Origin of the sequence: Nocardioides sp. B-3 (assembly GCF_024703895.1) — a bacterium.
Lineage (GTDB): Bacteria > Actinomycetota > Actinomycetes > Propionibacteriales > Nocardioidaceae > Nocardioides.
This window is the reverse complement of sequence record NZ_CP087968.1, coordinates 2,713,174-2,738,365: the sequence shown is the minus strand read 5'-3', so window position 1 is coordinate 2,738,365 and position 25,192 is coordinate 2,713,174. Positions and strand designations below refer to the sequence as shown.

The 25,192-nt window shown below is 70.8% G+C and carries 29 protein-coding genes and 5 pseudogenes; 25 read left to right on the top strand and 9 right to left on the bottom strand.

The features are described 5' to 3' along the window. The first annotated feature begins 39 nt into the window (after positions 1–39). Positions 40–492 carry a gamma-glutamylcyclotransferase gene (locus LP418_RS18150; protein ID WP_257953121.1) on the top strand — a complete coding sequence of 151 codons (453 nt, stop codon included), beginning with the start codon at positions 40–42 and terminating at the stop codon, positions 490–492. 7 nt (positions 493–499) lie between these two features. Here the strand turns inward: LP418_RS18150 and LP418_RS18145 are convergent, their stop codons facing one another. Next, the gene (locus tag LP418_RS18145) at positions 500–832 is read right to left on the bottom strand and encodes an NUDIX hydrolase (protein ID WP_257953120.1); all 333 of its coding nucleotides are present in this window, start codon (positions 830–832) and stop codon (positions 500–502) included. Positions 833–1,010: 178 nt separating this feature from the next. Here LP418_RS18145 and LP418_RS18140 point away from each other — a divergent pair, with 178 nt between their 5' ends. The 11 genes and pseudogenes from LP418_RS18140 (at position 1,011) to LP418_RS18085 (ending at position 11,482) form a co-directional block, all read left to right on the top strand. Continuing rightward, positions 1,011–1,271 carry a hypothetical protein gene (locus tag LP418_RS18140; protein ID WP_257953119.1) on the top strand — a complete coding sequence of 87 codons (261 nt, stop codon included), beginning with the start codon at positions 1,011–1,013 and terminating at the stop codon, positions 1,269–1,271. After that, positions 1,250–2,338, top strand: coding sequence for a YncE family protein (locus tag LP418_RS18135; protein WP_257953118.1), 1,089 nt, complete (start codon positions 1,250–1,252; stop codon positions 2,336–2,338). The genes LP418_RS18140 and LP418_RS18135 overlap by 22 nt, the downstream gene beginning before the upstream one ends. Positions 2,339–2,509: 171 nt before the next feature. Further along, positions 2,510–3,846 (top strand): annotated as a pseudogene (locus tag LP418_RS18130) (SDR family oxidoreductase). After that, entirely contained in the window at positions 3,737–5,041 is a 1,305-nt protein-coding gene (locus LP418_RS18125) for a haloacid dehalogenase-like hydrolase (protein ID WP_336276098.1), read from the top strand. The pseudogene LP418_RS18130 and the gene LP418_RS18125 overlap by 110 nt, the downstream one beginning before the upstream one ends. Beyond that, entirely contained in the window at positions 4,960–7,752 is a 2,793-nt protein-coding gene (locus LP418_RS18120) for a lactate racemase domain-containing protein (RefSeq protein WP_257957085.1), read from the top strand. Before LP418_RS18125 ends, LP418_RS18120 begins: the two co-directional genes overlap by 82 nt. Before the next feature lie 249 nt (positions 7,753–8,001). Then, positions 8,002–8,430, top strand: coding sequence for a lysophospholipid acyltransferase family protein (locus tag LP418_RS18115; protein ID WP_257953117.1), 429 nt, complete (start codon positions 8,002–8,004; stop codon positions 8,428–8,430). A 10-nt stretch (positions 8,431–8,440) separates the two neighbouring features. Next, positions 8,441–9,234 (top strand): annotated as a pseudogene (locus tag LP418_RS33785) (purine-nucleoside phosphorylase). Between the two features lie 26 nt (positions 9,235–9,260). Then, complete coding sequence (locus tag LP418_RS18100; protein ID WP_257953115.1) at positions 9,261–10,103, top strand: NAD-dependent epimerase/dehydratase family protein; 843 nt, start codon at positions 9,261–9,263, stop codon at positions 10,101–10,103. Between the two features lie 4 nt (positions 10,104–10,107). Beyond that, positions 10,108–10,488 carry a MerR family transcriptional regulator gene (locus LP418_RS18095; RefSeq protein ID WP_272496278.1) on the top strand — a complete coding sequence of 127 codons (381 nt, stop codon included), beginning with the start codon at positions 10,108–10,110 and terminating at the stop codon, positions 10,486–10,488. 147 nt (positions 10,489–10,635) lie between these two features. Next, positions 10,636–10,845: pseudogene (locus tag LP418_RS18090) on the top strand (aldo/keto reductase); the annotation flags it as partial. A gap of 67 nt (positions 10,846–10,912) precedes the next feature. Next, complete coding sequence (locus LP418_RS18085) at positions 10,913–11,482, top strand: aldo/keto reductase (RefSeq protein ID WP_257953114.1); 570 nt, start codon at positions 10,913–10,915, stop codon at positions 11,480–11,482. Here the strand turns inward: LP418_RS18085 and LP418_RS18080 are convergent. After that, positions 11,389–11,919, bottom strand: coding sequence for an SRPBCC family protein (locus LP418_RS18080; protein WP_257953113.1), 531 nt, complete (start codon positions 11,917–11,919; stop codon positions 11,389–11,391). The two genes, LP418_RS18085 and LP418_RS18080, sit on opposite strands and share 94 nt — an antisense overlap. Before the next feature lie 37 nt (positions 11,920–11,956). Here LP418_RS18080 and LP418_RS33780 point away from each other — a divergent pair, with 37 nt between their 5' ends. Further along, complete coding sequence (locus LP418_RS33780; protein WP_442939942.1) at positions 11,957–12,094, top strand: hypothetical protein; 138 nt, start codon at positions 11,957–11,959, stop codon at positions 12,092–12,094. After that, positions 12,057–13,628 (top strand): phospho-sugar mutase, encoded by a 1,572-nt coding sequence (locus LP418_RS18075; RefSeq protein WP_442940279.1) that lies wholly within the window; start codon positions 12,057–12,059, stop codon positions 13,626–13,628. The genes LP418_RS33780 and LP418_RS18075 overlap by 38 nt, the downstream gene beginning before the upstream one ends. Before the next feature lies 1 nt (position 13,629). Here LP418_RS18075 and LP418_RS18070 read toward each other — a convergent pair whose 3' ends face one another. Further along, positions 13,630–14,040 (bottom strand): hypothetical protein, encoded by a 411-nt coding sequence (locus tag LP418_RS18070; protein ID WP_257953112.1) that lies wholly within the window; start codon positions 14,038–14,040, stop codon positions 13,630–13,632. Positions 14,041–14,269: 229 nt separating this feature from the next. Here LP418_RS18070 and deoC point away from each other — a divergent pair, with 229 nt between their 5' ends. The 6 genes from deoC (at position 14,270) to LP418_RS18045 (ending at position 17,575) form a co-directional block, all read left to right on the top strand. Then, the gene (gene deoC / locus LP418_RS18065) at positions 14,270–15,235 is read left to right on the top strand and encodes a deoxyribose-phosphate aldolase (RefSeq protein WP_257953111.1); all 966 of its coding nucleotides are present in this window, start codon (positions 14,270–14,272) and stop codon (positions 15,233–15,235) included. Between the two features lie 11 nt (positions 15,236–15,246). Further along, positions 15,247–15,762 carry an aldehyde dehydrogenase family protein gene (locus LP418_RS18060; RefSeq protein WP_257953110.1) on the top strand — a complete coding sequence of 172 codons (516 nt, stop codon included), beginning with the start codon at positions 15,247–15,249 and terminating at the stop codon, positions 15,760–15,762. Beyond that, positions 15,762–16,304 (top strand): aldehyde dehydrogenase family protein, encoded by a 543-nt coding sequence (locus LP418_RS29940; RefSeq protein WP_272496277.1) that lies wholly within the window; start codon positions 15,762–15,764, stop codon positions 16,302–16,304. The genes LP418_RS18060 and LP418_RS29940 overlap by 1 nt, the downstream gene beginning before the upstream one ends. A gap of 118 nt (positions 16,305–16,422) precedes the next feature. Further along, a complete protein-coding gene (locus tag LP418_RS29935) occupies positions 16,423–16,713 on the top strand; it encodes an aldehyde dehydrogenase family protein (RefSeq protein ID WP_272496346.1) in 291 nt (96 codons plus the stop codon). After that, the gene (locus tag LP418_RS18050; RefSeq protein ID WP_257953109.1) at positions 16,713–17,246 is read left to right on the top strand and encodes an aldehyde dehydrogenase family protein; all 534 of its coding nucleotides are present in this window, start codon (positions 16,713–16,715) and stop codon (positions 17,244–17,246) included. The genes LP418_RS29935 and LP418_RS18050 overlap by 1 nt, the downstream gene beginning before the upstream one ends. Next, entirely contained in the window at positions 17,132–17,575 is a 444-nt protein-coding gene (locus LP418_RS18045; RefSeq protein WP_257957082.1) for an aldehyde dehydrogenase family protein, read from the top strand. Before LP418_RS18050 ends, LP418_RS18045 begins: the two co-directional genes overlap by 115 nt. A gap of 28 nt (positions 17,576–17,603) precedes the next feature. Here the strand turns inward: LP418_RS18045 and LP418_RS18040 are convergent, their stop codons facing one another. Together LP418_RS18040 and LP418_RS18035 are read right to left on the bottom strand one after the other, a co-directional pair. Continuing rightward, positions 17,604–18,077, bottom strand: a complete 474-nt coding sequence (locus tag LP418_RS18040; RefSeq protein ID WP_257953108.1) for a hypothetical protein — start codon at positions 18,075–18,077, stop codon at positions 17,604–17,606. Continuing rightward, the gene (locus LP418_RS18035; protein WP_257953107.1) at positions 18,040–19,299 is read right to left on the bottom strand and encodes a substrate-binding domain-containing protein; all 1,260 of its coding nucleotides are present in this window, start codon (positions 19,297–19,299) and stop codon (positions 18,040–18,042) included. The genes LP418_RS18040 and LP418_RS18035 overlap by 38 nt, the downstream gene beginning before the upstream one ends. A 124-nt stretch (positions 19,300–19,423) precedes the next feature. On the opposite strand from LP418_RS18035, the gene LP418_RS18030 reads away from it, so the two are divergent. Next, positions 19,424–20,011: an ATP-binding protein gene (locus LP418_RS18030; RefSeq protein WP_336276096.1), complete on the top strand. Its 588-nt coding sequence runs from the start codon at positions 19,424–19,426 to the stop codon at positions 20,009–20,011. Next, positions 20,008–20,544 (top strand): hypothetical protein, encoded by a 537-nt coding sequence (locus LP418_RS18025; protein WP_257953105.1) that lies wholly within the window; start codon positions 20,008–20,010, stop codon positions 20,542–20,544. The genes LP418_RS18030 and LP418_RS18025 overlap by 4 nt, the downstream gene beginning before the upstream one ends. Positions 20,545–20,559: 15 nt before the next feature. Here LP418_RS18025 and LP418_RS18020 read toward each other — a convergent pair whose 3' ends face one another. Beyond that, the gene (locus LP418_RS18020; protein WP_257953104.1) at positions 20,560–21,639 is read right to left on the bottom strand and encodes an adenosine deaminase; all 1,080 of its coding nucleotides are present in this window, start codon (positions 21,637–21,639) and stop codon (positions 20,560–20,562) included. 18 nt (positions 21,640–21,657) lie between these two features. On the opposite strand from LP418_RS18020, the gene LP418_RS18015 reads away from it, so the two are divergent. Then, positions 21,658–22,110 (top strand): MaoC family dehydratase, encoded by a 453-nt coding sequence (locus LP418_RS18015; RefSeq protein ID WP_257953103.1) that lies wholly within the window; start codon positions 21,658–21,660, stop codon positions 22,108–22,110. Between the two features lie 48 nt (positions 22,111–22,158). On the opposite strand, the gene LP418_RS18010 is transcribed toward LP418_RS18015, so the two are convergent. After that, entirely contained in the window at positions 22,159–22,293 is a 135-nt protein-coding gene (locus LP418_RS18010) for a hypothetical protein (RefSeq protein WP_257953102.1), read from the bottom strand. Between LP418_RS18010 and LP418_RS18005 the strand changes: the two genes are divergently transcribed. After that, complete coding sequence (locus LP418_RS18005) at positions 22,292–22,501, top strand: hypothetical protein (RefSeq protein ID WP_257953101.1); 210 nt, start codon at positions 22,292–22,294, stop codon at positions 22,499–22,501. The genes LP418_RS18010 and LP418_RS18005 overlap by 2 nt on opposite strands. Before the next feature lie 56 nt (positions 22,502–22,557). Beyond that, complete coding sequence (locus LP418_RS18000) at positions 22,558–23,412, top strand: hypothetical protein (RefSeq protein ID WP_257953100.1); 855 nt, start codon at positions 22,558–22,560, stop codon at positions 23,410–23,412. Here LP418_RS18000 and LP418_RS17995 read toward each other — a convergent pair. Then, positions 23,382–24,677 (bottom strand): annotated as a pseudogene (locus LP418_RS17995) (thymidine phosphorylase). The gene LP418_RS18000 and the pseudogene LP418_RS17995 overlap by 31 nt on opposite strands. Before the next feature lies 1 nt (position 24,678). Next, positions 24,679–25,042, bottom strand: a pseudogene (locus LP418_RS17990) (cytidine deaminase). Positions 25,043–25,192: the final 150 nt, after the last annotated feature.

The following is a 25,192-nucleotide window of genomic DNA, read 5'->3' as shown; positions in this document are numbered from 1 at the left end:
CACCCTATCGGCCGGGCCGGACCCGGCTACCCTTGCCCCGTGACGCTCTATGCCGCCTACGGGACCAACCCGGACCCGGGCCGTATGAGCGAACGATGCCCCCACTCGCCGCTGCGCAGCACGGGCTGGCTCAGGGGCTGGCGGTTGACGTTCGGCGGCGAGGAGCACGGCTGGGACGGCGCGCTCGCGACCATCGTCGAGGACCCGATCGAGCAGGTCTTCGTCGCGATCTACGACGTCACACCGGAGGACGAGGCCGGCCTCGACAGCTGGGACTCCGCCGACACCGGTCTCTACCGCAAGACCCGCGTCCGGGTGTCCACCCTGAGCGGCGAGGTCCTCGTCTGGGCCTACGTCCCGGACGCCTACGAGGGTGGCCTGCCGTCCGCGCTCTACCTCGGTGTCTCGGCCGACGCCGCCGAGGCGGCGGATGCACCGGCCGACTACGTCGCCGCGCTCCGGCGCCGCGCCTGCCGCTCCAACGGCCCCTGACGACGACTCAGGGCGACTCGCGCCGCCGGTCCAGCCGGGCACCCAGCGCGACATCGACCAGCGGCACGCGCGGCAGGTCGGGCACCGAGGAGATCGGCACCCAGTCGGCGTAGTCGGTCGAGCCGTCGACCTCGAGGGTCCCGAGCGCGCCGCCGGTGACGCGGGCGGAGTAGATGATCCGCAGGTGTCGCACCCAGCGGTCCGTCGCGATCACGCGCTCGGCCGGAGCCTTGACGAACGAGTCGATCTCCAGCAGCCCCGTCGGCTCGACGTGGAAGCCCGTCTCCTCCAGCACCTCGCGGACCACGCCCTGCGACGCCGTCTCCTCCGGAGTCCACACCGCCGCCCGGCAGCGACCGGGCAGGGTCGGCGTGCCCCTCGCCGTTCCACCGGGACAGCAGGACCCGGTCACCGTCGACGATCACGGCGTACGCCGCCACGCGGGTGTCGTACTCGTAGAACTCCATGCCCGTCATCCTCACCCATAGCCCGAGCCGACATCGCGTCGTTGAGGTGCCATGCGCCGTACGACCCTGATCGCCGTGACCCTCGCCCTGCTCGTCCAACCGGCCGCCGCGGCAGCGCCCGAGGGCGAGGCGCGAGCCGGTGGCGACCGGCTGCACGAGGTGATGTTCGTCGGCAACAACTGGGCCGGCACGGCCACGATCGTCGACGCCCACACGCACAAGGTGCTCAAGCGCGGCATCGACCGGTCCCCGACCGGGAGCAGGAGCTCGCCGACATCCGCAGCAACCCGGTGGACCCGGCCTACTACCTGATCATCCAGCAGGGTCCCGGTGAGGGGCACGACCAGCTCGTCGACGACATGTTCACGACGAATGACGGCCGCTACCCGGCCGTGAGCCGGCCGAGCTTCGCCGACATCGTGTGGATCGACATCGCCAAGGCGATCGCCGGCGACCCCGACGCGATCGTCCGCGAGCAACAGATGGACGGGCAGCGCACCGACCACATGGGCCTGTCCCCCAGCGGCAGGCGCCTCTTGGTGAGCGACTCCACGGAGCGCCGGGTGATCGAGTTCTCCATGGTCGACCAGACCCTGCGCAACGGCCGGAAGATCACGATGGGCGATCGGCTTCGCTCCTTCGAGTCGGGCGAGACCCCGCACGAGAACAACTACTCCGCCGACGGCAAACGGGTCTTCCACGCCTCGATCGGCAAGGTCTACACGCCCGGCGACGCGACCGCGCTCGGACCGGTGAAGCTGGGTCCGCTGCACGACGAGGCGAAGGGCGACCGCTGGTTCGAGATCGTGCGCACCAAGGACTTCGCGGTGACGAAGCGATGGGACATGGGCAAGGAGCTCGCCGAGGCCGGCCATCCCGACATGAGCTCGGCGGTCCGGCCGATGGCGATCGCGCCGGGCGAGCGCTTCATCTACTTCCGGGTGTCCTACTTCCACGGGATCGTCGAGTTCGACACCGGGGCCAAGGACCTCAACGGCGTCGTCGACTACTCGACGGGCGCGAAGCCCGAGCCGCGCACCGGCGCCGTACGCCGCCTGCTCCCGCTGCCCAACCGGGTGCCGGACATGCCGCTCGAGCTCTACGTCAACGACTCGGCCCACCACGGGCTGGCGATCGACGAGGCCGGTACGGCGCTGTGTGCCGCCGGCACGATGGACGACTACGTCGCCCCGGTCAGCCGGACCAGCACCCGCCACAAGATCTTCGACCGGACCACGACCGGGCACGACTACCTCAAGCCCTACTGGTCGACCGAGGGGCCCGGGAACACCTGCTGGATCTCGCTCAGCGGCAGCGACGCGGTCGCGGTCATCGACTTCGAGACCGGGGAAGGAGATCGCCTACCCGGCGGTCGGTGACCACCCGCAGCGGGTCCGCCTCGGCGTCGTGACGGTCGACGCGTTGACGCCGGGCTGATAGACAGGCCCCCGTGTCGGGAACCTCCGAGCGGGTCGGGGGAAAGTGACGCCGGGCGGATCGCTGAGCGACTGGCCGGTCGACACCTCCTGCTCACGGGCGTCACCGGCTTCGTGGGCGAGGCGCTGCTCGAGCTCTTGCTGAGCGAGACTCCCGACACCGCCCTCACCCTGCTCGTGAGGCCGAAGGGCTCGACCTCCGGCACCGACCGGATCAGGTCCCTGATCGGCAAGCCGATCTTCGCGGCCACCGTCGAGGCCGCGGGCGGGACCGACGCCGTCATGTCGTCACGGATCCGTGTCCCGGAGGGCGACCCGGGCGACGTACCGCCGCTTCCCGACGACCTCGACGCCGTCGTGCATTGTGCCGGTGATGTCTCCTTCGACCCGCCCGTCGACGAGGGCTTCCGCACCAACGTGCTCGGCACCCGTGGGCTGCTCGAGCGGATCGCCGAGGTCGGCCCGGAGGTCCACTACGTCCACGTCTCCACGGCCTATGTCGCCGGCCGCCGTCGCGGCGCGATCCCCGAGGCGCCCGTCGAGCACACGGTCGACGTCGACGCCGAGACCGAGTGGGGCATGGCGCAGCGCCGGGTCGTCGAGCACGCGTCCCGGTCGGCCGACGTGCTGGCCGGGCTGCGGTCGAAGGCGGAGCGCCAGCACGGGCGCGCCGGCCTGCTCACCGCGGCGTCGGCCTCCGAGGCCGACCGTCGCGACTGGGTGACGAAGGAGCTCGTGCGCGTCGGCACCGAGCGCGCGAGGTCGCTCGGCTGGACCGACTGCTACACCTTCACCAAGGCCCTCGGCGAGCGCGTCGTCGAGGAGCGCGCGCCACCGCGCCGACGACGATCGTCCGCCCCAGCATCATCGAGTCCGCCCTCACGAGGCCGCACCCCGGCTGGATCGAGGGCTTCAAGATGGCCGAGCCGCTGATCCCGGCCTACGGCCGCGGCGAGCTCCCCGAGTTCCCCGCGGCGGGCGACACCATCGTCGACATCGTCCCGGTCGACCACGTCGTCGCCGCGATCGTGGCGGTGCTCGCGAACCCTCCGCAGGCCGGCGCCGCGGCCTACTTCCACGTCGTCTCCGGGGCGCGGAACCCGCTGACCTTCCGGCGCCTGTACGCCTGCGTGCGCGCCTACTTCGACGAGCACCCCTTCACCAACGGCGACCGCGGGTCGGCGCGCCTGCCGGAGTGGCGCTTCCCCGGCGCGCAGAGCGTCGAACGACTGCTGTCCACCAGCGAGCGCGCACAAGGTCGCCGACTACGTCGTCGGGCACGCGCCGCGCAGCACCCGCACGCTGTCGATCGCGCGCAACCTCGACCGGCAGGGCCGACGGCTGGAGTTCCTGCGCCGCTACCTCGACCTCTATCGGGAGTACGCCGAAGCCGAGCTGCGCTTCGACGACGCGCACACCCGCGCGCTGCTCGAGAGCCTGCACCCCGATGATCGCGTGGCGTTCGGGTTCGACATCCACGAGGTCGACTGGGACCACTACCTCCGCGACATCCACTGCCCCGCGGTCACCGCACCGATCCGGGCACTCGACGACGTCCGCCGCGGTCGCGCCAAGCAGGACACCGGGACGCTCAAGCCGGTGAAGCAGGCCGCCGAGGGACGGGTCGCCGCGTTCTTCGACATGGACGGCACGCTGCTCTCGTCCAACGTCATCGAGACCTATCTCTGGATGCGGCTCCGGGAGCTGTCGCCGGCCGAGCGTGTCGGCGAGCTCGGCCGGATCGCGGCCCGGCTGCCGGGCCCGGTGCGAGCCGAGCGACGTGAGCGCAGCGCCTTCCTGCGCTCGATCTACCGCGAGTACGAGGGCGCCCGCCTCGCCGATCTCGACGCCGTCGTCGACGAGGTGCTCACCGACCACGTCCTGTCGCGACTCGCGCCCGGCGCCGTACGCCGCATCAGGGAGCACCGCGCGGCAGGCCACCCCACGATCCTCATCACCGGCGCCATCCGTCCCCTCACCCGGCCGATCGCGCCGCTCTTCGACCACATCGAGGCGGCCGACCCGGCCGCCGACGACCGCGGCATCTGCACCGGCTTCCGGCCGCCTCACCGCTGGTGGGCGAGTCCCGCGCCGCGTGGATGCGGCACTGGGCCGCGACCGAGGGCATCGACCGGCGCAGAGCTACGGCTATGCCGACAGCCACTCCGACCTCCCCCTCCCGGCCGCGGTCGGCCGGCCGGTGGCGGTCAGTCCCGACGTCTCGCTGTCGCGGCACGCTCGCCGCCAGCACTGGACGATCGTCGACTGGGCGAGTCCCGATGCCGCATCCCGTCCCGTGAACCCAGCAGGAGTACGGCGATGATGCTGGCGCTGCAGATGTACCGCTCGCTCCCCCGCCACCCGGCCGGGCGGGCCGTCGGCGACCGGCTCCCCGGGATCCTGTCCGGCTACGCCGCTCCACTGCGCCCGGTGACGATCGACGAGCCGAAGGTCGACCGCCCCCGGTTGGGCGCGGCTGAAGACGCGCCTGTCCGGGGTCTGCGGCTCCGACCACGGGCGCCCTGTCCGGTCGCACCAGCCGCTACTTCTCCGGGCTGGTGTCGATGCCCTTCGTGCCCGGCCACGAGGTCGTCGCCGACCTGCTCGACGACTGCGAGGACCTGCCGGCCGGGACGCGCGTGGTGATCGACCCGGTGCTCACGTGTGCTGCCCGCGGCGTGGAGCCGTGCGACTCCTGCGCCGAAGGACTGACCAACCGGTGCAGCCGGATCACGGTCGGCCACCTCTCCCCCGGGCTGCAGACCGGCTTCTGCACCGACACGGGCGGCGGCTGGGGCGAGATGCTCGTCGCCCACCGCAGCCAGCTGCACGTGGTGCCCGAGGGACTCTCCGACGAGCAGGCGATCCTGATCGAGCCGATCGCCTGTGCCGTCCACACCGCGCTGCGCGCCCGGGTCGAGGACAACGCCCGGGTGCTCGTGAGCGGCGCCGGCTCCGTCGGCCTGCTGACGACGCTGGCCCTGCGCAGCCTGACCTCCGCCGGCGAGATCACCGTCGTCGCGAAGCACGCCCACCAGCGGGAGCTCGCGCTCCTGCTCGGCGCCACCGAGGTGGTCGGTCCGGGCGAGGTGCTCCGCCGGCTCCGGCGCTCGACCGGTGCCTTCGCGGTCATGCCGGAGTACTCGGCGCCGTACCTCCCGGGCGGGGTCGACATCGCCATCGACGCGGTCGGCAGCAAGGGCTCGCTGGAGACGGCGCTCAACACGACCGGGGCCGGTGGTCGCGTCGTGCTGTCCGGCATGCCGGCCGCCGCCGACCTGTCCGCCGCGTGGTTCCGCGAGCTCGAGGTGATCGGCTCCTACTCGTCCGCGCGACAGGAGCCCGGAGGACGCAGCGCCTTCGACATCGCCACCGAGCTGGTGGCCGGAGACGCGGTCAGCCAGCTCGCCAAGGGCGTCGCCAGCTATCCGCTGCACCGCTGGCGCGAGGCCCTCGACCACGCCCACGGCGCCGGCCGACTCGGCAGCGTCAAGGTCGCGTTCGACCCGTCCGGGGAAGGGATGACAATGAGCCGTCCGGGATTCGTGCTCGAGGTGGATGACCGCACGCCGCCGCTGGTGGTCCACGAGGGCCTCGGGTTCCGGCTGGAGGACTTCCCCCGGGGCACCCGCGTCATCTACCCACCGGAGTCGCTGCCCGCGATCGACGACGTCGACACCGCCATCCGCGAGGCGCTGCTCAACCCCGTCGACGCCGACCCGCTGCCCACCAAGCTGCGGGCCGGGATGCGGCTGACGATCGCCTTCGACGACATCTCGCTGCCGCTGCCGCCGATGAAGGCGCCCGACATCCGGCAGCGGATCATCGAGGCGGTGCTGACGCTGGCGGCCGCCGCCGGTGTCGACGACGTCAAGATCATCGCCGCCAACGCGCTGCACCGGCGGATGACGCCGGCCGAGCTCAAGCACATCGTCGGCGAGCGCGTCTTCCGCTCCTTCTTCCCGCAGGGCGACCTCTACAACCACGACGCCGAGGACCGCGACGACCTGCTGCACATCGGGATGACCGACAAGGGCGAGGACGTCGAGATCAACCGCCGGGCCGCCGAGTCCGACCTGCTGGTCTACGTCAACGTCAACCTCGTCGCGATGGACGGTGGCCACAAGTCGGTGCCCATCGGCCCGGCGTCCTACAAGTCGCTGCGGCACCACCACAACCCCAAGACGATGGTCCACTCGCACTCCTTCATGGACCACACCAAGAGCCACCTGCACCACTCCGCCCGGCGGATGGGGCGCCTGCTCAAGGACCACCTCGACATCTTCCAGATCGAGACGACGCTGAACAACGACGTCTTCGGCGCCCCCTACGACTTCCTGCTCAAGCGCGAGTGGGAGTGGTCGGTGCGCGACCAGGGCCTCGATGCTTGCCGTACGCCGAGCGCTCGGCGCGGCTCCCCGGAGGCTGCGGCACAAGCTCTTCCACGACCTGCGTTCGCCGTACGGACTGACGGGGATCAATGCCGGAGAGGTCGAGGCCGTGCACGAGCGGACCATCGAGATGGTGCACCGCCAGCAGCTGGTCGAGGTGCAGGGGCAGACCGACGTGCTGGTGATGGGCGTGCCCTACCTCGGTCCCTACAACGTCAACTCGTCGATGAACCCGATCCTCGCGACCTGCATGGGGCTGGGCTACTTCTTCAACTCCTACCGCGGGCAGCCGGTCGTACGCCGTGGTGGCGCCGTGATCCTCTACCACCCGCTCAACGAGGGCTTCAACCAGCTGCACCATCCGAGCTACGTCGACTTCTACGAGGAGATCCTCGCCGAGTCGACCGATCCGGCGGTGATCGCGGAGAAGTACGAGAAGCAGTTCGCCGAGGACCCGTGGTACGTCCACCTCTACCGCACCTCGCACGCCTACCACGGCGTCCACCCGTTCTACATGTGGTACTGGGCGGCGCATGCGATGGACCACGTCGCCGACGTCATCTGGGTCGGCGCCGACCGGAAGGTGGCATCCGGGCTCGGCTTCCGCGCCGCCTCGTCGCTGTCGGACGCCCTCGAGATGGCATCGAGCACGGTCGGCACCAGCCCGTCGATCTCCTACCTCCACAACCCGCCCCACCTGATCGCGGACGTGACGTGATGGCCCGGCTGAAGGACGGCGCTTCCGACGTACGGCGGATGGCGGACGGCTGGCGCTGGGGCCGTCGCTCCCGGGTGCCCCGCTCGGCCGAGCCCTTCGTGCCGGCGCAGCAGTCCACCGTCTTCCGCACCGACTGGGCGCGGCGGCGACCGGCGAAGATCGCCCGGGAGGCCGTGCAGAAGGGCGCCCCGGGAGCCGCTGTTCCGCCTCGCAGGTGCGCACCCACGTGGAGGGCATCGACGTGCTGACCGGGCTCGAGGGTCCGGTGATCTTCGTGGCCAACCACGCCAGCCACCTCGACACCCCGCTGATCCTGTTGTCGTTGCCCAAGGAGTGGCGGCGCAGGACCCGCAGTCGCGGCGGCGGCCGACTACTTCTTCGACACTGGTGGCGGGCCGTCGGCTCGTCGATCGTCTTCAACACGTTCCCGATCGAGCGCCGCGGCGGCACCATGGCGACCACGCCGGGCGAGGTGCTGACCGACGGCTGGAGCCCCGGTGATCTTCCCCGAGGGAACCCGCTCGGTCGACGGCTACGTCGGGAGGTTCCAGTACGGCGCGGCCTACCCGGCCACCCACCACCGAGTCCCGGTGGTGCCGATCGCGCACCGCGGCACGTTCGCCGCCATGCCGCGCGGCCGGGGCTGGCCCAGCCCGGGCCGTCGCCGCCTGACGGTCCGCTTCGGCGAGCCGCTGCGCCCCGGCGTCGACGAGTCGCCCCGCGAGTTCGCGCCCGGGATCCGCGACGCTGTCGCCGCCCTGCTCGACGAGGAGCAGAGCACGTGGTGGGAGGCCCGGCGCCGCGCCGCGTCCGGCAGCACTCCCGACCCGTCCGGACCCGCCACTGCCCAGTGGCGTCGGGTCTGGGACCAGACGGCCGAGGTCGCCACTCCGGAGAAGGGGCCACGGCGGGTCTGGCAGCACTAGGCTCTGCGCCGTGAACGACCACCAGATCCTCGCCCACGAGGCGGCCAAGACGCTCGCCCAGCTCACCGGCGTCACCCGCCACGACGTCGCCCTCGTCCTCGGGTCCGGCTGGCTGCCCGCCGTCGACGCGCTCGGCGCACCCACCGCGGAGATCGACACCACCGACCTGCCCGGCTTCCACGCCGCCGGCGTCGCCGGCCACGCGGGCAAGATCCGCAGCATCAAGGTCGGTGAGAAGAACGTGCTGGTCTTCCTGAGCCGCACGCACTTCTACGAGGGCAAGGGCGTCGCCGCCGTCGTGCACCCGATCCGCACCGCCGCGGCCGCGGGCTGCTCGACCATCGTGCTCACCAACGGCTGCGGCGGGCTCAAGGAGACCTTCCAGCCCGGCCAGCCGGTGCTGATCTCCGACCACATCAACCTGACGGCGACCAGCCCGATCGAGGGCGCCAACTTCGTCGACCTCACCGACCTCTACTCCCCCGCCTGCGCGCCCTGTGCAAGGAGATCGACCCGACGCTCGACGAGGGCGTCTACGTCCAGTTCCCCGGGCCGCACTACGAGACCCCCGCCGAGATCGGCATGGCTCGCGCCATCGGCGGGCACCTCGTCGGGATGAGCACCACGCTCGAGGCGATCGCCGCCCGCGAAGCGGGCATGGAGGTGCTCGGCATCAGCCCGGTCACCAACCTCGCCGCCGGCATCACCGGCGAACCCCTCAACCACGAAGAGGTGCTCGAGGCCGGCAGGGCCGCAGCCAGCCGGATGGGCGACCTGCTCGGCCAGATCGTCCCGCGGATCTGACCCGGGAGTCTCCTAGGCTGGCGCGCATGCGCATCCTCGTCACCGGCGCGGCCGGCTCCATCGGCCGCGTCGTCACCCTCGGGCTCGGCGACCGGGGTCACGATGTCGTCGGCCTCGACCTCGTGCCCGAGCCCGACGGGTTCACCGGGCCCCGGCACACCGCCGACTGCAGCGACGCCCGGGCGGTGCAGGCGGTCTTCGCCGACGAGCGTCTCGACGCAGTCGTGCACCTCGCGGGCCACCCCGGCGAGGCCGACCTGCCCACCTCGCTGACATCGCACGTGATCACCACGGCCGCCCTGCTCGACGCCTGCGTCGCGCACCGGGTCAGCCGCTTCGTCTACGCCAGCTCCAACCACGCCGTCGGCCGCACACCGCGCGCCTCCACGGCCGAGGGCGTCATCTCCGACGACGCCCTCCCACGACCCGACACGTTCTACGGCGTCGGCAAGGTCGCTGCCGAGGCGCTGATGCGGTTGTATGCCGACCGCCACTCGATCGACGCGATCGCCTGTCGCATCGGGTCGTTCCTCGACGAGCCCGGCACCACTCGCGCCCTGTCCACGTGGCTCTCGCACGAAGACTGCGTGCGGATGGTCGAGGCGGCCCTCACTGCCTCGTCGCCCGGTTTCGCGGTGCTCTACGGCATCAGCAACAACACCCCCGCCTGGTGGGACCTCGAGCCCGGCCGCCGGCTCGGCTACGACCCCGTCGACGATGCCGAGGCGTACGCCGACCACGTCGCCGTACGAGATGTCGATGACGCCGAGGCGGCGCACGTGGGCGGACCGTTCGCCGGCGAGGAGTTCTACCGTCCCGCGCTCGGCAACCAGGGCTTGACTTCGAGTGCACTCGAAGGCGGACACTGACGCCATGAGCCTGACCATCGCCGAGGCCGCCGAGCAGACCGGACTCACGGCGCACACCCTGCGCTACTACGAGCGCGACGGGTTGATGCGCGCACCGGTCCGCCGGTCCGCGTCGGGACATCGGGCCTACGACGAGTCCGACCTGAGCTGGATCACGCTGATCGCCAAGCTCCGCGCGACGGGGATGCCGATCCGCGACGTGAAGCTGTACGCCGCCCTCGTCCGCGCAGGCAGCGGCAACGAGACCGAACGCCTCGACCTGCTCAGGGCGCACCGGGAGCGGGTGCTGCGACAGCTCGCCGAGGTGCGTTCCAACCTCGGGCGCCATCGACTACAAGATCGACCTCTACGAGGGCTTGACTTCGAGCGCGCTCCAAGGCGTTGACTCGAAGCATGACGACACCACAGCGACAGCTTCGTGACCTGACCGTCTCCGCGCTCGGCCTCGGTTGCATGGGGATGAGCGGAGTTCTACGGCTCGGCCGACGAGCAGCAGGGCATCGACACCATCCACCGTGCCCTCGACCTCGGCGTGACCTTCCTCGACACCGCCGACATGTACGGCCCCTTCACCAACGAGGGGCTCGTCGGCAAGGCCATCGCCGGCCGGCGCGACGAGGTGCAGCTGGCGACGAAGTTCGGCAACGAGCGCAATCCCGACGGCACCCGGGTCGGCATCAACGGCAGTCCGGACTACGTCCGGTCCGCCTGCGACGCCTCGCTCCAGCGCCTCGGCGTCGACCACATCGACCTCTACTACCAGCACCGCGTCGACCGGTCGGTCCCGATCGAGGAGACTGTCGGGGGCCATGGGCGAGCTGGTCGCGGCCGGCAAGGTGCGCCACCTCGGGCTGTCCGAGGCGGCAGCCGACACGATCCGCCGGGCCAACGCCACCCACCAGATCACGGCGCTCCAGACGGAATACTCCCTCTTCACCCGCGACCTCGAGGACGAGATCCTTCCCGTCATCCGCGAGCTGGGGATCGGCCTCGTGCCCTACTCCCCGCTCGGCCGCGGCATCCTCACCGGCGCGATCACCCGGGGCACCCTCGAGCCGGGCGACTCCCGCACCAGCGCCTACTTCCCGCGGCTCAACGGCGAGGCGCTCGACGCCAACCTCGTGCTCGTCGACAAGGTCCGTCGGATCGCCGAGGACAAGCACTGCACACCCGGCCAGCTGGCGCTCGCGTGGGTGCTCGCCCGGGGGCGACGACGTCGTGCCGATCCCCGGCACGAAGCGCGTGAAGTATCTCGAGGAGAACGTCGGCGCCCTCGACGTCGACCTCACCGCCGACGACCTCGCGGACTGGATGCGGCCGTCCCCCGCGACGCCGTGGTCGGAGCGCGGTACGGCGACATGTCGAGCATCGACGCCTGAGTCACCGCTCCGTGGCCAGCGCCCGCACGAGCCCGTCGCGGCACCCGGCCATCATCCGGTCGTGGTTCCACCGCAGCACCGGCCCGAGCGGGCGCGCCGGGAGGGCCGGGACGCGCGGTGACGTCGACCTCCTGCTCGTAGTCGAGCCGGGTGCCGCCGGGGATCGCCGTGAGCCGCCAACGAACAGACCCGGCCGGGTCGCCGGAGATCGTCGTCTCCAGCAGCGTCGGCTCACGGTGCACGGCCCCGAGGACCGGGTCGAGCGTGTAGGGCAGCGTCGACCGGCACAGCACGCGGGCGGTCTCGTCGTCGATCTTGGCCACGGCCAGCACCTGCGGCCACCAGTCGGGATAGTGCTCCGGGTCGACCAGCACGGCGTGCACGTCGGCCAGTGGCGCGACCACCTCCCACGTCGACTCGAAGTGGAAGGCGCGCACGCTGCCACGCTAGTCGAGCGGGAGATAGCGTCACCCCATGACCGACACCACCCCCGGCCGAGAAGACTGCCGCCGACCTGCTGGCCCGCGCACGTGCCCGGGCCGCGGAGGACCCGGACCCGCAGACGAAGGCCGAGCTGGAGCAGGCGATCGCGGCGGTCGATGCCGGCGGTGACGACGCGGATCTCGCCGACCGCTTCGCGGGCACCCTCGAGTTCGGTACGGCGGGACTGCGCGGCGCACTGGGCGCGGGGTCGAACAGGATGAACCGCATCGTGGTGACCCGTGCTGCGGCCGGGCTGGCGGCGTACCTCAAGGACACCGGTCACGCAGGCGGCAGCGTCGTCATCGGCTTCGACGCCCGCCACAACAGCGATGCCTTCGCTCGCGACACCGCCGAGGTGATGACCGGTGCGGGGTTCAAGGCGCTGGTGATGCCGCGGCCGCTGCCCACGCCGCTGCTCGCGTTCGCGATCCGAGAGCTCGGCTGCGCGGCCGGGGTGATGGTGACCGCGAGCCACAACCCGCCGCAGGACAACGGCTACAAGGTCTACCCGGGCGACGGCAGCCAGATCGTGCCGCCGTTCGACATCGAGATCGCCGAGCGGATCGCGGCAGTCGGGGCCATGGCCGACGTGCCACGCGGCAGCGCCGGGATCACCGTCGAGGAGGAGATCGTCGACCGCTACCTCGACCGGGTGGCCGGCCTCGCCGGTGACGGCCCGCGCGACCTCACCATCGTCTACACGCCGTTGCACGGCGTCGGCGGCGACTCGGTGATCCGAGTCCTCGAGACCGCCGGCTTCAGCGCACCGCACGTGGTCGCGCAGCAGGAGGAGCCGGACCCCGAGTTCCCGACCGTGGCGTTCCCCAACCCGGAGGAGCCCGGCGCGATGGACCTCGCCATGGCGCTCGCGGCCGAGAAGAAGGCCGACATCGTGGTCGCCAACGACCCCGACGCCGACCGGTGCGCCGTGGCCGTGCCGGGCGGCCCCCACGGCTGGCGGATGCTGCGGGGCGATGAGGTCGGCGCACTCCTCGGCCACCACCTGCTCGCCCTCGGGCACGAGGGCACCTACGCCAACTCGATCGTCTCCTCGAGCCTGCTGGGCAAGATGGCGGAGGCCGCCGGCCAGCCGCACGAGGAGACGCTGACCGGTTTCAAGTGGATCAGCCGAGCACCGGGCCTCGCGTTCGGCTACGAGGAGGCGCTCGGCTACTGCGTCGATCCCGACCACGTCAAGGACAAGGACGGCGTCTCGGCGTTGCTGCTGATGTGCGAGATCGCCGCCGCCGCCAAGGCCGATGGCAGAACGCTCAACGACCTCCTCGACGACATCGCGGCCGAGCACGGCCTGCACGCGACGGACCAGCTCTCCGTGCGCTTCGACGACCCGGCCGAGATCCCGGCCACCATGCAACGGCTGCGCGAGACGCCGCCCGCCAGTCTCGGCGGGCTGGCGGTCGAGCGCATCGACGACCTCTCCCCGGGCAGCGACGCCCTCCCGCCGACCGACGGGCTCCGGTTCGCGTTGGCCGACGGCGCTCGGGTGATCGTCCGGCCGAGCGGCACCGAGCCCAAGGTGAAGTGCTACCTCGAGGTCGTCATCGGCGTCGACCCCGAGGACGGCGTCGACGCCGCACGGATCGCCGCCGCCGGCCGCCTCGACGCCATCAAGGGCGACATCAAGGTGGCCGCGGGCCTCTGAGTCAGAGCAGGACCGAGACGATCAGGGCGAGCACCGTCACGGAGATCAGCCCGATCGGCAACCACGCCGGCTCGCGGCGTACGCCCTGCGCCGGGGCCAGCTGCTCGTCCGAGAGGAGGCCGACGCCCGCCGCCGCGCGCGCCTGCTCCATCCGGTCGCGGATCTGCTGCTCGACGTGGTCGACGTAGTCGACCTCACCGGTCGGCTTGTCGTCCTTGGGCACCCCGATCCCCGGGGCCTTGCGCAACGGCCGGCCGAGGGCACTCGAGACATAGCGCTTCTCGCCCACCTTCACGGCCATCACCCGGCGTACGGCGAGCTCCTCGATCGCCGCCAGCGGCAGCCGCTGGCGCTCGACCATCGTGCGCAGCACCGGGTCGTCGGCCGTGAGCGAGACCCGCGGCCAGAGCATCGACGCCCAGTGCCGGGACCGCGAACAGCGCGACCACGGCGGCCAGTGGAGCCGGCACCGAACCCGGGTCCGCGACGGCGATCGCGAGGACCACCACACCACCGATCACGGCGACGCTGCCCGGGGTCCGACCACTCGTGGGTCGGAACCGAATCTCGTCGCTCTTCTCCTCCGGCATTGCACTCCTCTTGTTTGCCCCGGCTGCCCCTCCCAACCCTATGCTGGCTCGGTGACGACAACTTCTGCCTCAACGGCGAGTGCGGGAGTCTTCGACGACATCACCTCGTCGGAGTCATCCCTGCGCCGCTTCCTGCACGGCTTGCCCGGCGTCGACCGAGTCGGGGCGGAGGCGCGGGCCGCGGGCTCGGCCACCCGGTCGATCAAGACGACCGCCAAGAGCTTCGCCATCGACCTCGCGATCCGCATGGTCGACCTCACCACGCTCGAGGGTGCCGACACCCACGGGAAGGTGCGAGCGCTGGCGTCGAAGGCCATGCACCCCGACCCTGCCGACCCGACGTGCCCGATGACCGCGGCCGTCTGCGTCTATCCCGACATGGTCGCCACCGCGAAGGCCACCCTCGGCAGCTCCGGAGTCAAGGTCGCGGCCGTCGCCACCGCGTTCCCGAGCGGTCGGGCGGCCCTCGACATCAAGCTGGCCGACACCCGTGACGCCGTCGAGGCCGGGGCCGACGAGATCGACATGGTGATCGACCGGGGCGCGTTCCTGTCCGGTCGCTACCTCGAGGTCCACGACGAGATCGTGGCCGTCAAGGAGGCCTGCGGACCTGCCCACCTCAAGGTCATCTTCGAGACCGGCGAGCTGCAGACCTACGACAACGTCCGGCGTGCGAGCTGGCTGGCCATGATGGCCGGCGGCCACTTCATCAAGACCTCCACCGGCAAGGTGCAGCCCGCGGCCACGCTGCCGGTCACCCTGATCATGCTCGAGGCGGTCCGCGACTTCCGCGAGCAGACCGGCCAGATGATCGGCGTGAAGCCCGCCGGCGGGATCAAGACCACCAAGGACGCCATCAAGTACCTCGTGATGGTCAACGAGGTCGCCGGCCCCGACTGGCTCGACCCGGACTGGTTCCGCTTCGGCGCCTCCACGCTGCTCAACGACCTGCTGATGCAGCGCACCAAGATGCTCACCGGCCGCTACTCCGGCCCCGACTACTTCACCCCGGACTGAGGGACACGCACATGGTCAAGGTTCCCGAGAAGGCCACCCCCTTCTTCGAATACGCACCCGCTCCCGAGTCGCGGTCGATCGTCGACATCAAGGCGTCCTACGGCCTCTTCATCGACGGTGAGTTCGTCGACGGGCACGGCAAGAGCTTCAAGACGATCAGTCCCTCCACCGAGGAGGTGCTCGCCGAGGTCGCGGAGGCCGACGAGTCGGATGTGGACCTCGCGGTCAGGGCCGCCCGTCGCGCCCACTCCCGCGTGTGGGGCCGGATGCCCGGCAGCGAGCGCGCGAAGTACCTCTACCGCATCGCCCGGATCATCCGGGAGCGCGGGCGCGAGCTCGCCGTCCTCGAGTCGATCGACAACGGCAAGCCGATCAAGGAGTCGCGCGACGTCGACATCCCGGTCGTCGCGGCGCACTTCTTCTACTACGCCGGCTGGGCGGACAAGCTGTCCTACGCCGGCCTCGGCCCCGACCCGAAGTCGCTCGGCGTGGCCGGCCAGTCATCCCGTGGAACTTCCCGCTGCTGATGCTCGCGTGGAAGATCGCGCCCGCCCCGGCGGCCGGCAACACCGTCGTGCTCAAGCCGGCCGAGACGACGCCGCTCACGGCGCTGCTCTTCGCCGAGATCTGCCAGCAGGCCGACCTGCCGCCCGGCGTCGTCAACATCGTCACCGGTGCCGGAGCGACCGGCCGAGCGATCGTGGCCCACCCCGACGTCGACAAGGTGGCCTTCACCGGCTCCACCGAGGTCGGCAAGGCCATCGCCCGGGCGGTGGCGGGCACGAAGAAGAAGGTCACCCTCGAGCTCGGCGGCAAGGCCGCCAACATCGTCTTCGACGACGCCCCGATCGACCGGGCCGTCGAGGGCATCGTCAACGGCATCTTCTTCAACCGGGGCCACGTCTGCTGCGCCGGCTCGCGCCTGCTCGTGCAGGAGTCGGTCGCCGACGAGGTGCTCGAGCGGCTCAAGCGCCGGATGTCCACGCTGCGCGTGGGCGACCCGCCTCGACAAGAACACCGACGTCGGTGCCATCAACTCCTGCAGAGCAGCTGGCGAAGATCCGCATGAGCTGTCCGACATCGGCGAGTCGGAGGGCGGCGAGCGCTGGTCCCCGGCCTGTGACCTGCCGAAGAACGGCTTCTGGTTCCCGCCGACGCTGTTCACCGGCGTCACCTGAGCCCACCGCATCGCCCGCGAGGAGATCTTCGGTCCGGTGCTGTCCGTGATCACCTTCCGCACCCCGAAGGAAGCGGTCGAGAAGGCCAACAACACGCCCTTCGGCCTCTCTGCCGGCGTGTGGACCGACAAGGGCTCGCGCATCCTCTGGATGGCCAACCAGCTGCGCGCCGGCGTGGTGTGGGCAAACACGTTCAACAAGTTCGACCCCACGTCGCCGTTCGGTGGCTACAAGGAGTCCGGCTTCGGTCGCGAGGGCGGCCTGCCCGGCCTTGCGGCATACCTGAAGGGAACCGAGTGATGGCTCGCATCGACGTGAAGAAGACCTACAAGCTCTACATCGGCGGCCAGTTCCCCCGCTCGGAGTCGGGGCGGTCCTATGTCGTCAACGACGCCAAGGGCAACCTGATGGCCAACGCCGCGCAGGCCAGCCGCAAGGACGCCCGCGACGCGGTCATCGCGGCCCGGCAGGCGTTCGGCGGCTGGTCCTCGAAGACCGCCTACAACCGCAGTCAGGTCATCTACCGCATCGCCGAGGTGCTCGAGGGCCGGCGCGACCAGTTCGTCGCCGAGCTGCGCGCCTCCGAGGGCGTCACGGCCGCGAAGGCCAACACCTTCGTCGACGCCGCCATCGACCGTCTGGTCTGGTACGCCGGATGGGCGGACAAGATCACCCGGTGGTCAGCTCCGCCAACCCGGTCGCGGGGCCCTACTTCAACATCTCCTCGCCCGAGCCGACCGGCGTCGTCGCAGTCGTCGCCCCGAGCGGTCCGCTCCCGGGCCCGGTCAGTGTCGTCGCGCCGGTCATCGTCACCGGCAACACCTGCGTCGTGATCGCCAGCGAGGCACACCCGCTGACCTCGATCACCCCGGGCGAGGTGATGGCGACCTCCGACCTGCCCGGCGGCGTGGTCAACATGCTCACCGGCTCCGTCGCGGAGATCGCGCCCCGGCTGGCCTCGCACATGGACGTCAACGGCATCGACCTGACCGGGGTCACCGACCCCGAGCTCGCCACCTCGCTCGAGATCGCGGCGGCCGACAACCTCAAGCGGGTCCGGCGGGCCCCCGAGGCTCCCGTCGACTGGTTGGCCACGCCCGGCATCGACCGGCTGACCCACTGGCTCGAGACCAAGACGGTGTGGCACCCGATCGGGATCTGATCCCGATCGGGCGCCGCCCGGTCCAACCTCAGCGGCTGAGCAGGCTCTGCGCCAGCACCGTCAGCAGGCCGTCGGGAGTGTTCGCCTCGAACACGCGACCATCGGTGGCCGCGGCCATCTGCGTGAGTGCCGCCCGGTCGGCGCCGCCGCCGATCCCGATCATCACGAGGAGCACGGGACGATCCGGGTCGTGCAGCGACTCCAGCTCGCTGACGAGCTCGGTGAGCGTGAGGGAGCCGGTGTTGTTCACGCCACCGGAGAAGACGGCCACGCTGTTGACGTAGGCGGGGTTGTACTCGCGGGTCGCCAGCCGGTAGGCGGCCGGGACGCTCTCGTACAGACCCGTGGAACCGCCCGCATAGGCTGGAGCGCCGGAGATCTGCTGGCGGATCAGGTCGACCCGGGTCTTCTCGTCACCGATGGGGGCGTCGAGGCGGCGCAGCGGTGCGGCCTCTCGCCAGTCCTCACCGGCGTCGCCGATATCGTTGGAGAATTGCCACATGCCGACCCGAGCGTGGTCGGGCAGCGCGCCAGAGCGCGGCCGGGGCGCCACCGGTGGCGAGGGAGAGTCGGGTGGTGCCGCCGACGGAGGCGCTCATGGCGCCGGAGACATCGAGGACCGCCGGGATGCTGGACGGCACCGTCAGGGTGAACCAGCTCTCCATCGTGGCCCTGACCCGGCTGGACTCGGCCGCGGGCAGCTGCTTGCTGGTGGTGACGCTCTCGTCGTCCGGCAGCGGGCCACCGTCCGGCGCCCGGAGCTGGTCCCCGGCGATCGCGGCGAGGCCCTCCTCGGTGGTGAACCACTGCGCGAGCCGCTCGCCGGTGCGACCGGCGACGTCGAGCGAACCGGTGCCGACGCCGATACCGCCCTCGCCGGCATTGGGCTGCACCAGCGGGAAGTTGAGCACGGCGACACCCGTGCCGGGCTCCACCCGGGTGAGGGCGTCGTTGCCGCGCTTGGCGATCAGGAAGTCGCGCTCGGTGACCGGGATCAGCCGCTTGCTGCCGCCGGGGATGGTGTCGATGGTGATCGGGCGGAGCCGACCGGCTGCGACCTTGGCGCCGAACCGCTGGGCGACCGGGACGATCGAGCGCTGTGCGGTGGCGATGTCGCCGATGCCCTCGGCGGCCTCCGAGAAGGGCGCCACCATGGCGAGCGCCGAGGCGCCGTTCTCCTTCGGGTCGTTCTTCACCAGCCGCGGCGAGCTGAGCGCCTCGAGCGGGTGCGGGGCACGCGGATCTTCGGAACCGCTCGCGAGTCCCACCGGGGTGGTCGCCAGCGCGGGCACGATCGCCTTGCCGGTGAGGCCGGCATCGCTCAGCACGAGCTGCCGGGCCGGGGAGTCCGGCACCCACAGATCGGGGAGCGCGTTCACCTCACCCTCGTCGACCTCGTCCTGAGCGGCTGAGACCTCGGCCACCGTCGCGGTCGTGACCTCCAGCTCGATACACTGCGCGCTCTCCCCCATCGCGTCGACCGCCTCGTCGACCGGGTCGGCCATCGCGGGCGCCACGGCCATGGTCACCGTGGTGACATCGGCCGCAGTGCAGTCGGCGGCGGCGGATCCGTCGTCGCCGAACAGCGACACGACGAACCAACCGGAGGCGACGACGAGTGCCAGCACCACGCCGATGACAGCGAGACGGGTGTTCCCGGATCCGGGGTCGGCCGACTCGAGGTCGGTCGGCTCGGGGGTGCTGGTGGCGTGGGAGCCGAACATGGTGCTGCCTCTCAAAGGCTGGGGGAATTGCTGGGCTGACGATAGGTGCTGATGGTGCCCCCGGAACCCGGAATCCCCAAAGTCATCGCGGCCTGAGACACTGGCCACCGTGCGCGCCTGAGTCATCGTCCTTGCCGGACCCAGTGGGGCAGGCAAGTCTCGATTGGCTGAGCGTCTCGGCCTCCCGGTGCTGAGGCTCGACGACTTCTACAAGGACGGCGACGATCCCAGCCTGCCGACGATCGCGGCCGGCGCCAACGCCGGCCTCGTGGACTGGGACCACCCCGACTCGTGGCTGCACGACGACGCACTCGCGGCCCTCACCGCCCTGTGCCGCGACGGTGCGACCGAGGTGCCCGTCTACGAGATCTCGCAGAACGGCCGATGCGGCTCCCAGACACTCGACCTCGCGCGCTCGCCCGTCTTCGTCGCCGAGGGCATCTTCGCGCCGGAGATCGTCCCCGACTGCCGTCGTGCCGGGCTGCTCGAAGCGGCCTACTGCATCACCCAACGACCCGTCGTGACGTTCTGGCGGCGCCTGAGCCGCGATCTGCGTGAGCGGCGCAAGCCCCCGTTGATGCTGGTCCGGCGGGGGCTCGCCCTGATGCGCGACCAGCAGCGAGTGGTGGCGCACGCCGTCGAGCTGGGCTGCGACGTGGCCACGCCTGACGTGGCCTTCGCTCGTCTGACCGCCGACCGCAGCCCGGCATGAGCAACCTGTCCGACACCGGCCGCCCGGTGCTGGGGCGCCGCTTCCAGCAACCCGACCGGCGCAGCTGCGGGGCAGCGGTCGCGGTGATGGCCGAGGCCCTGCGCAACGACGGCTACGCCCGCCGGCTGCTGGCCGGGGGCGACGACGAGTTCGACCGCGAGGTGCGGGCCATGCACCGGCGCATCACCGGACCGGTCGATGCCAGCGGCGCCATCCAGACACCCCGGCTGCGCGCGATCGGCACTCCCCCGTGGGCGCTGGTCCGCCGGGTCGGTCGCCGCACGGGTCGCGGTCGCGTCGTCGCGGCCCGCTTCCGGCCCGGGCACGCCCGGGTCGGCCATGACCACCAGTCTCGCCGCCGGTGCCGTCGTCCCCGCCTATGTCGGAAGCCGCTGGCTACCGCGCCACGTGGTGCTGGTCATCGAACCCCTCGACGACGCGGTCCGCGCCTACGAGCCGAGCTCGGGCCGGGTCGTGCGGATCACCCGCGACGAGTGGGTCGCCGGCCGGCTGTTGCTCGCCGGCTGGCGTGAGCCCCCGGTTCGTGATCAGCGTTCGCTGATCAGCGCCGCATAACCCGGCTTGATCACGTCGTTGATGATCGCGAGACGTTCGTCGAAGGGCAGGAACGCCGACTTCATCGCGTTGATGGTGAACCACCGCAGGTCCTCCAGCGTGTAGCCGAAGGCCTCGACCAGCCCGGACATCTCGTCGGTCATCGTGGTCTGACTCATCAACCGGTTGTCGGTGTTGACGGTGACACGGAACCGCAGCCCGGTCAGCAGCCCGATCGGGTGCTCGGCGATCGATGCGGCGGCCCCGGTCTGGATGTTGGAGCGGGGGCACATCTCGAGCGGGATGCGGCTGTCCCGGACGTACGCCGCGAGCCGACCGAGCTCCACGGAACCGTCGTCGTTGACGGTGATGTCGTCGACGATCCGCACGCCGTGCCCGAGCCGCGCGGCCCCGCACCACTGGATGGCCTGCCAGATCGACGGCAGGCCGAAGGCCTCGCCGGCGTGGATCGTGAAGTGCGCGTTCTCGCGCTGGAGGTATTCGAACGCGTCCGGGTGACGGGTGGGAGGGAAGCCCGCCTCCGCGCCCGCGATGTCGAACCCGGCGACCCCGCGGTCGCGCCGGGCGATCGCCAGCTGCGCGATCTCCATGGAGCGGGCCCGGTGACGCATGGCGGTCAGGAGCTGGCGTACGACGACACGACCACCCGCGGCGGCAGTGCCCCGGTCGAAGCCTTCCTGTACGGCGGCGACCACCTCGTCGAGGGTCAGCCCCTGCTCGACGTGCTGCTCGGGGGCGTAGCGCACCTCGGCGTAGACCACCCCGTCGGCGACCATGTCCTCCACGCACTCGCGCGCGACCCGGGTGATGGCCGGCCCGGTCTGCATCACGGCGACCGTGTGGTCGAAGGTCTCGAGATAGCGCTCGAGCGAGCCGGAGTCGGCGGACTCGACGAACCACCGCGCCGGGCTCTCCGCGTCCGAGGCCGGCAGCTCGTGGGCACAGTCAGCCGCGAGGTCGATGATCGTCTGCGGTCGCAGGCCACCGTCGAGGTGATCGTGCAGGAGGACCTTCGGTGCGCGGCGGACATCGTCGCGGGTGGGGACTGACATGTGCCTATCCTTCCAGCCATGCGCACTTTCACCACGCTTGACGAGGTCGCCGCTGCGGCCAATTCCGAGATCGGCACCACCGACTGGTTGCTGGTCGAGCAGGAGCGGATCAACCAGTTCGCCGACGCGACCGGTGACCACCAGTGGATCCACGTCGACGAGGAGCGCGCCAAGGAAGGCCCGTTCGGCGCGACGATCGCCCACGGCTTCCTGACGGTCAGCCTGCTGCCCTACTTCAACCAGCAGTCCTTCGCGCTCGAGACCCCGGGCGCACGCCTCAACTACGGGCTGAACAAGGTGCGCTTCCCGCACCCGGTCCCGGTCGGCTCGCGACTGCGCTCGCACGTCTCGTTCGGCGACGTCACGGATCTCCCCACCGGCAAGCAGCTGATCATCAAGCACACCCTCGAGATCGAGGGTGTCGACAAGCCCGCCTGCGTGGCCGAGCTCGTGGTGCTGCTGCTCAGCTGACAGGCAGGGTGGCTGGAGCGGGGCGCGCCGACACACCGGCCAGACGTGTCAGAAGGTGTCGTCCGCAGCCGATGCCGCAGCCGACAGGCCCGCCTCGACCTGTGCTGCAGCGGTGTCGGCGTCGGCGTCCACGACGATCTCGATGACCGCGTTGTCCGGCCAAGGATCGTCCTTCGGCTTCATGGCCGGCGGTGAGGGCGTGGAGGAGATGTACAACGAATGGACCAGCGACATCTCGAACTGCTTGACCGACGCGGCGTACAGCTTCAACTACCTCGACAAGGCGCTGGTCTCCACGGCAAACGACTACGACGAGACCGACGCGACTGCCGCAACCGAGGCCTCGCAGCTCGACAAGCTCATCGACGAGACGGGTTACCACCATGACTGACGGACCTGCAGACGTTCTGGGACCTCGTCGACGACATCGACGACAAGACCGGAACCATGATCGGCGACATCGTCGACAAGGCCAACTGGGCAGCCGGCAAGCTCGAGGATGCCGCGAGCGGCGTCATCGCCGGTCTGGGGCGCCCGGTGCCGGGCGAGTCCGAGGCGGAGAAGGCGATCAAGAAGTGGAATGACGAGCTCCAGCCGGAGATCCAGAAAGGCGTTAACGAAGTCGCCCAGAAGGTCACTGACGCAGTGAGCGACTTGACCGGCAACCCCGTCGAGCTGATCGACTACTCCAAGAAGTTCATCGCCGCCAAGTCCACGCTCTACCAGCAGAACACGCTGATGCAGGACATCACCAACCTCGGCAACACGTGGGAGGGCGCGGCGTACAACTCCTACGCGACCGTGGCGGGCGAGCAGAACGACGCGTTGCTGGCCTTGGCCAACAACCTGCAGTCCGGTGGCGACCTGACCCGCGACGGGGCCGACCAGATCCTGCAGCTGTGGCTGGACCTCATCACCAACTTCCTCGACTACGCGACGCAGGCGATCTCCGTCATCGGAAGCTGCGCCGACGTGGGCAAGGCTCTCGGTGCGTGGATCTCGACCATCGCCGATGCCTTCGCCCTGATCATCCAGAAGATCGGTGACGTCGCCATCCTGCTGGGAACGTTCTGGAAGAACCAGATCACCCTGGGCCTCGGAGAGCTGGGAGCTGCTGACGGCCGGCTTCGATGGGTTGGCCAACAACCAGTGGCCCAAGATCAGCGAATCGTCCAGCGACAACATGAACAACCCCGGGAACTGGCCGAACAAGTAGCCGGGCGCAGTGACAGTCCACACGCCCTGCCCGGCAGGCGTGTGGACTGCGGCGTTCAGCTGATGCGGTCCGAGATCAGGTCCTGAGGTGTGAACACCTCGGCCCCGCCGTCGTCGGAGGACACCGTGTAGCCGCCCTCGAGCGAGGCCGGGGCACGGTCGAAGCGCTCGGGCTCGTCGGTCAGCAGCGTGAAGAGCGGTTGCCCCTCGGTCACTGTGTCGCCCGGCCGGGCGTGCCAGACGACGCCGGCGCCGTCCTGCACCGGGTCCTCCTTGCGGGCGCGGCCGGCGCCCGGGCGCCGGGCGGCCGGGCCGACGGCCATGGCGTCGAGGCGGGTGAGCGTGCCGCGCGCCGGCGCAGTGACGACGTGCGACTCCCCGGCCACGGGCAGCGTGGCATCGGGGGTCGCCGCCCCGGGCGCGGATCATGTCCTGCCCGGGCGTCCATCGCCGAGCCGTCTGCCAGCTTCTCGGCCGGGTCGACGTCGGTCACACCGGCACCCGCGAGCATCTCCCGGGCCGGGGCGAGGGTCAGCTCGACGACGTCGGCAGGTCCTCCCCCGGCCAGCACCTCGACGGACTCGGCCACCTCGATCGCGTTGCCCGCGGTCAGGCCGAGCGGGGTGCTCATGTCGGTCAGCAGCGCCACCGTGTGCACGCCGGCGTCCTTGCCCGGGTCGACCATCGTCTCGGCGAGCTCGCGCGCCCTCGCGACGTCCTTCATGAACGCGCCGGTGCCGACCTTGACGTCGAGCACGAGCGCCCCGGTCCCCTCGGCGATCTTCTTGGACATGATCGAGCTGGCGATCAACGGGATCGCCTCGACCGTGCCGGTCACGTCGCGCAGGGCATAGAGCTTCTTGTCCGCGGGCGCGAGTCCGTCACCGGCCGCGCAGATGACCGCGCCGACGGACTCGAGCTGGGCGAACATCTCCTCGTTGGACAGCGCCGCTCGCCACCCCGGGATCGACTCGAGCTTGTCGAGGGTGCCGCCGGTGTGGCCGAGGCCGCGACCCGACAGCTGGGGTACGGCGACTCCGCACGCCGCCACGAGCGGCGCGAGCGGCAGGGTGATCTTGTCGCCGACCCCGCCGGTGGAGTGCTTGTCCGCGGTCGGGCGCGACAGGCTCGAGAAGTCCATCCGCTCACCCGAGGCGATCATCGCCGCGGTCCAGCGCGATCTCGCGCGGCACCATCCCGTTCAGGAGGATCGCCATCGCGAGTGCCGACATCTGCTCGTCGGCCACGTCACCACGTGTGTAGGCATCGATCACCCAGTCGATCTGACTGTCGCTCAGCTCGCCCTTGTCGCGCTTGGCGCTGATGACCTCGACTGCATCGTGGGTGGCCAATTCACACGTCCTTCGGTTGGTCGGTCAACAAGTCGTCGGGGCCGAATGCCCGGGGCAGCATCTCGGCCATGGGGCGCACGCCCCGGGGGGTCTCGATCAGCATGTCGGCGCCACCGTGCTCCCACAACAGCTGCCGGCAGCGCCCTGCACGGCATGATCACGTCGCCGTTGCCGTTGACGCACACGAAGTGTGTCAGGCGGCCGCCTCCCGTGACGTGCAGCTCGGAGACCAGCCCGCACTCCGCGCAGAGCGTGGCGCCGTACGCCGCATTCTCGACGTTGCAGCCGACGACGAGCCGGCCGTCGTCCACGAGGGCGGCCGCCCCGACGGGGTAGTGGGAGTAGGGCGCATAGGCGCGTCGCATGGCGCTCACGGCCTCGGCACGAAGTTCGGTCCAGTCCACCGGCCTCACTATGGCGTATCGAGGAACGGTCAGGTCTCAAACCGGCACCGGATTTGTGTATTGCCTTCCACACCGGACTTCTTGCGGGCATCATTCACCCGGTGTGCGGTC

Bases quoted from the DNA above. Each gene is read 5' to 3' on its own strand.
- LP418_RS33780 (WP_442939942.1), top strand. From the start codon at position 11,957: ATGACCGACACCACCCCCGGCCGAGAAGACTGCCGCCGACCTGCTGGC.
- LP418_RS18070 (WP_257953112.1), bottom strand. From the start codon at position 14,040: ATGCTCTGGCCGCGGGTCTCGCTCACGGCCGACGACCCGGTGCTGCGC.
- LP418_RS18015 (WP_257953103.1), top strand. From the start codon at position 21,658: ATGCGCACTTTCACCACGCTTGACGAGGTCGCCGCTGCGGCCAATTCC.
- LP418_RS18035 (WP_257953107.1), bottom strand. From the start codon at position 19,299: ATGTTCGGCTCCCACGCCACCAGCACCCCCGAGCCGACCGACCTCGAG.
- LP418_RS18005 (WP_257953101.1), top strand. From the start codon at position 22,292: ATGGCCGGCGGTGAGGGCGTGGAGGAGATGTACAACGAATGGACCAGC.
- LP418_RS18100 (WP_257953115.1), top strand. From the start codon at position 9,261: ATGCGCATCCTCGTCACCGGCGCGGCCGGCTCCATCGGCCGCGTCGTC.
- LP418_RS18010 (WP_257953102.1), bottom strand. From the start codon at position 22,293: ATGAAGCCGAAGGACGATCCTTGGCCGGACAACGCGGTCATCGAGATC.
- LP418_RS18060 (WP_257953110.1), top strand. From the start codon at position 15,247: ATGGTCAAGGTTCCCGAGAAGGCCACCCCCTTCTTCGAATACGCACCC.
- LP418_RS18040 (WP_257953108.1), bottom strand. From the start codon at position 18,077: ATGTGGCAATTCTCCAACGATATCGGCGACGCCGGTGAGGACTGGCGA.
- LP418_RS18025 (WP_257953105.1), top strand. From the start codon at position 20,008: ATGAGCAACCTGTCCGACACCGGCCGCCCGGTGCTGGGGCGCCGCTTC.
- LP418_RS18085 (WP_257953114.1), top strand. From the start codon at position 10,913: ATGGGCGAGCTGGTCGCGGCCGGCAAGGTGCGCCACCTCGGGCTGTCC.
- LP418_RS29940 (WP_272496277.1), top strand. From the start codon at position 15,762: ATGCTCGCGTGGAAGATCGCGCCCGCCCCGGCGGCCGGCAACACCGTC.
- LP418_RS18020 (WP_257953104.1), bottom strand. From the start codon at position 21,639: ATGTCAGTCCCCACCCGCGACGATGTCCGCCGCGCACCGAAGGTCCTC.
- LP418_RS18120 (WP_257957085.1), top strand. From the start codon at position 4,960: ATGCCCTTCGTGCCCGGCCACGAGGTCGTCGCCGACCTGCTCGACGAC.
- LP418_RS18140 (WP_257953119.1), top strand. From the start codon at position 1,011: ATGCGCCGTACGACCCTGATCGCCGTGACCCTCGCCCTGCTCGTCCAA.
- LP418_RS18095 (WP_272496278.1), top strand. From the start codon at position 10,108: ATGAGCCTGACCATCGCCGAGGCCGCCGAGCAGACCGGACTCACGGCG.
- LP418_RS18000 (WP_257953100.1), top strand. From the start codon at position 22,558: ATGATCGGCGACATCGTCGACAAGGCCAACTGGGCAGCCGGCAAGCTC.
- LP418_RS18050 (WP_257953109.1), top strand. From the start codon at position 16,713: ATGGCTCGCATCGACGTGAAGAAGACCTACAAGCTCTACATCGGCGGC.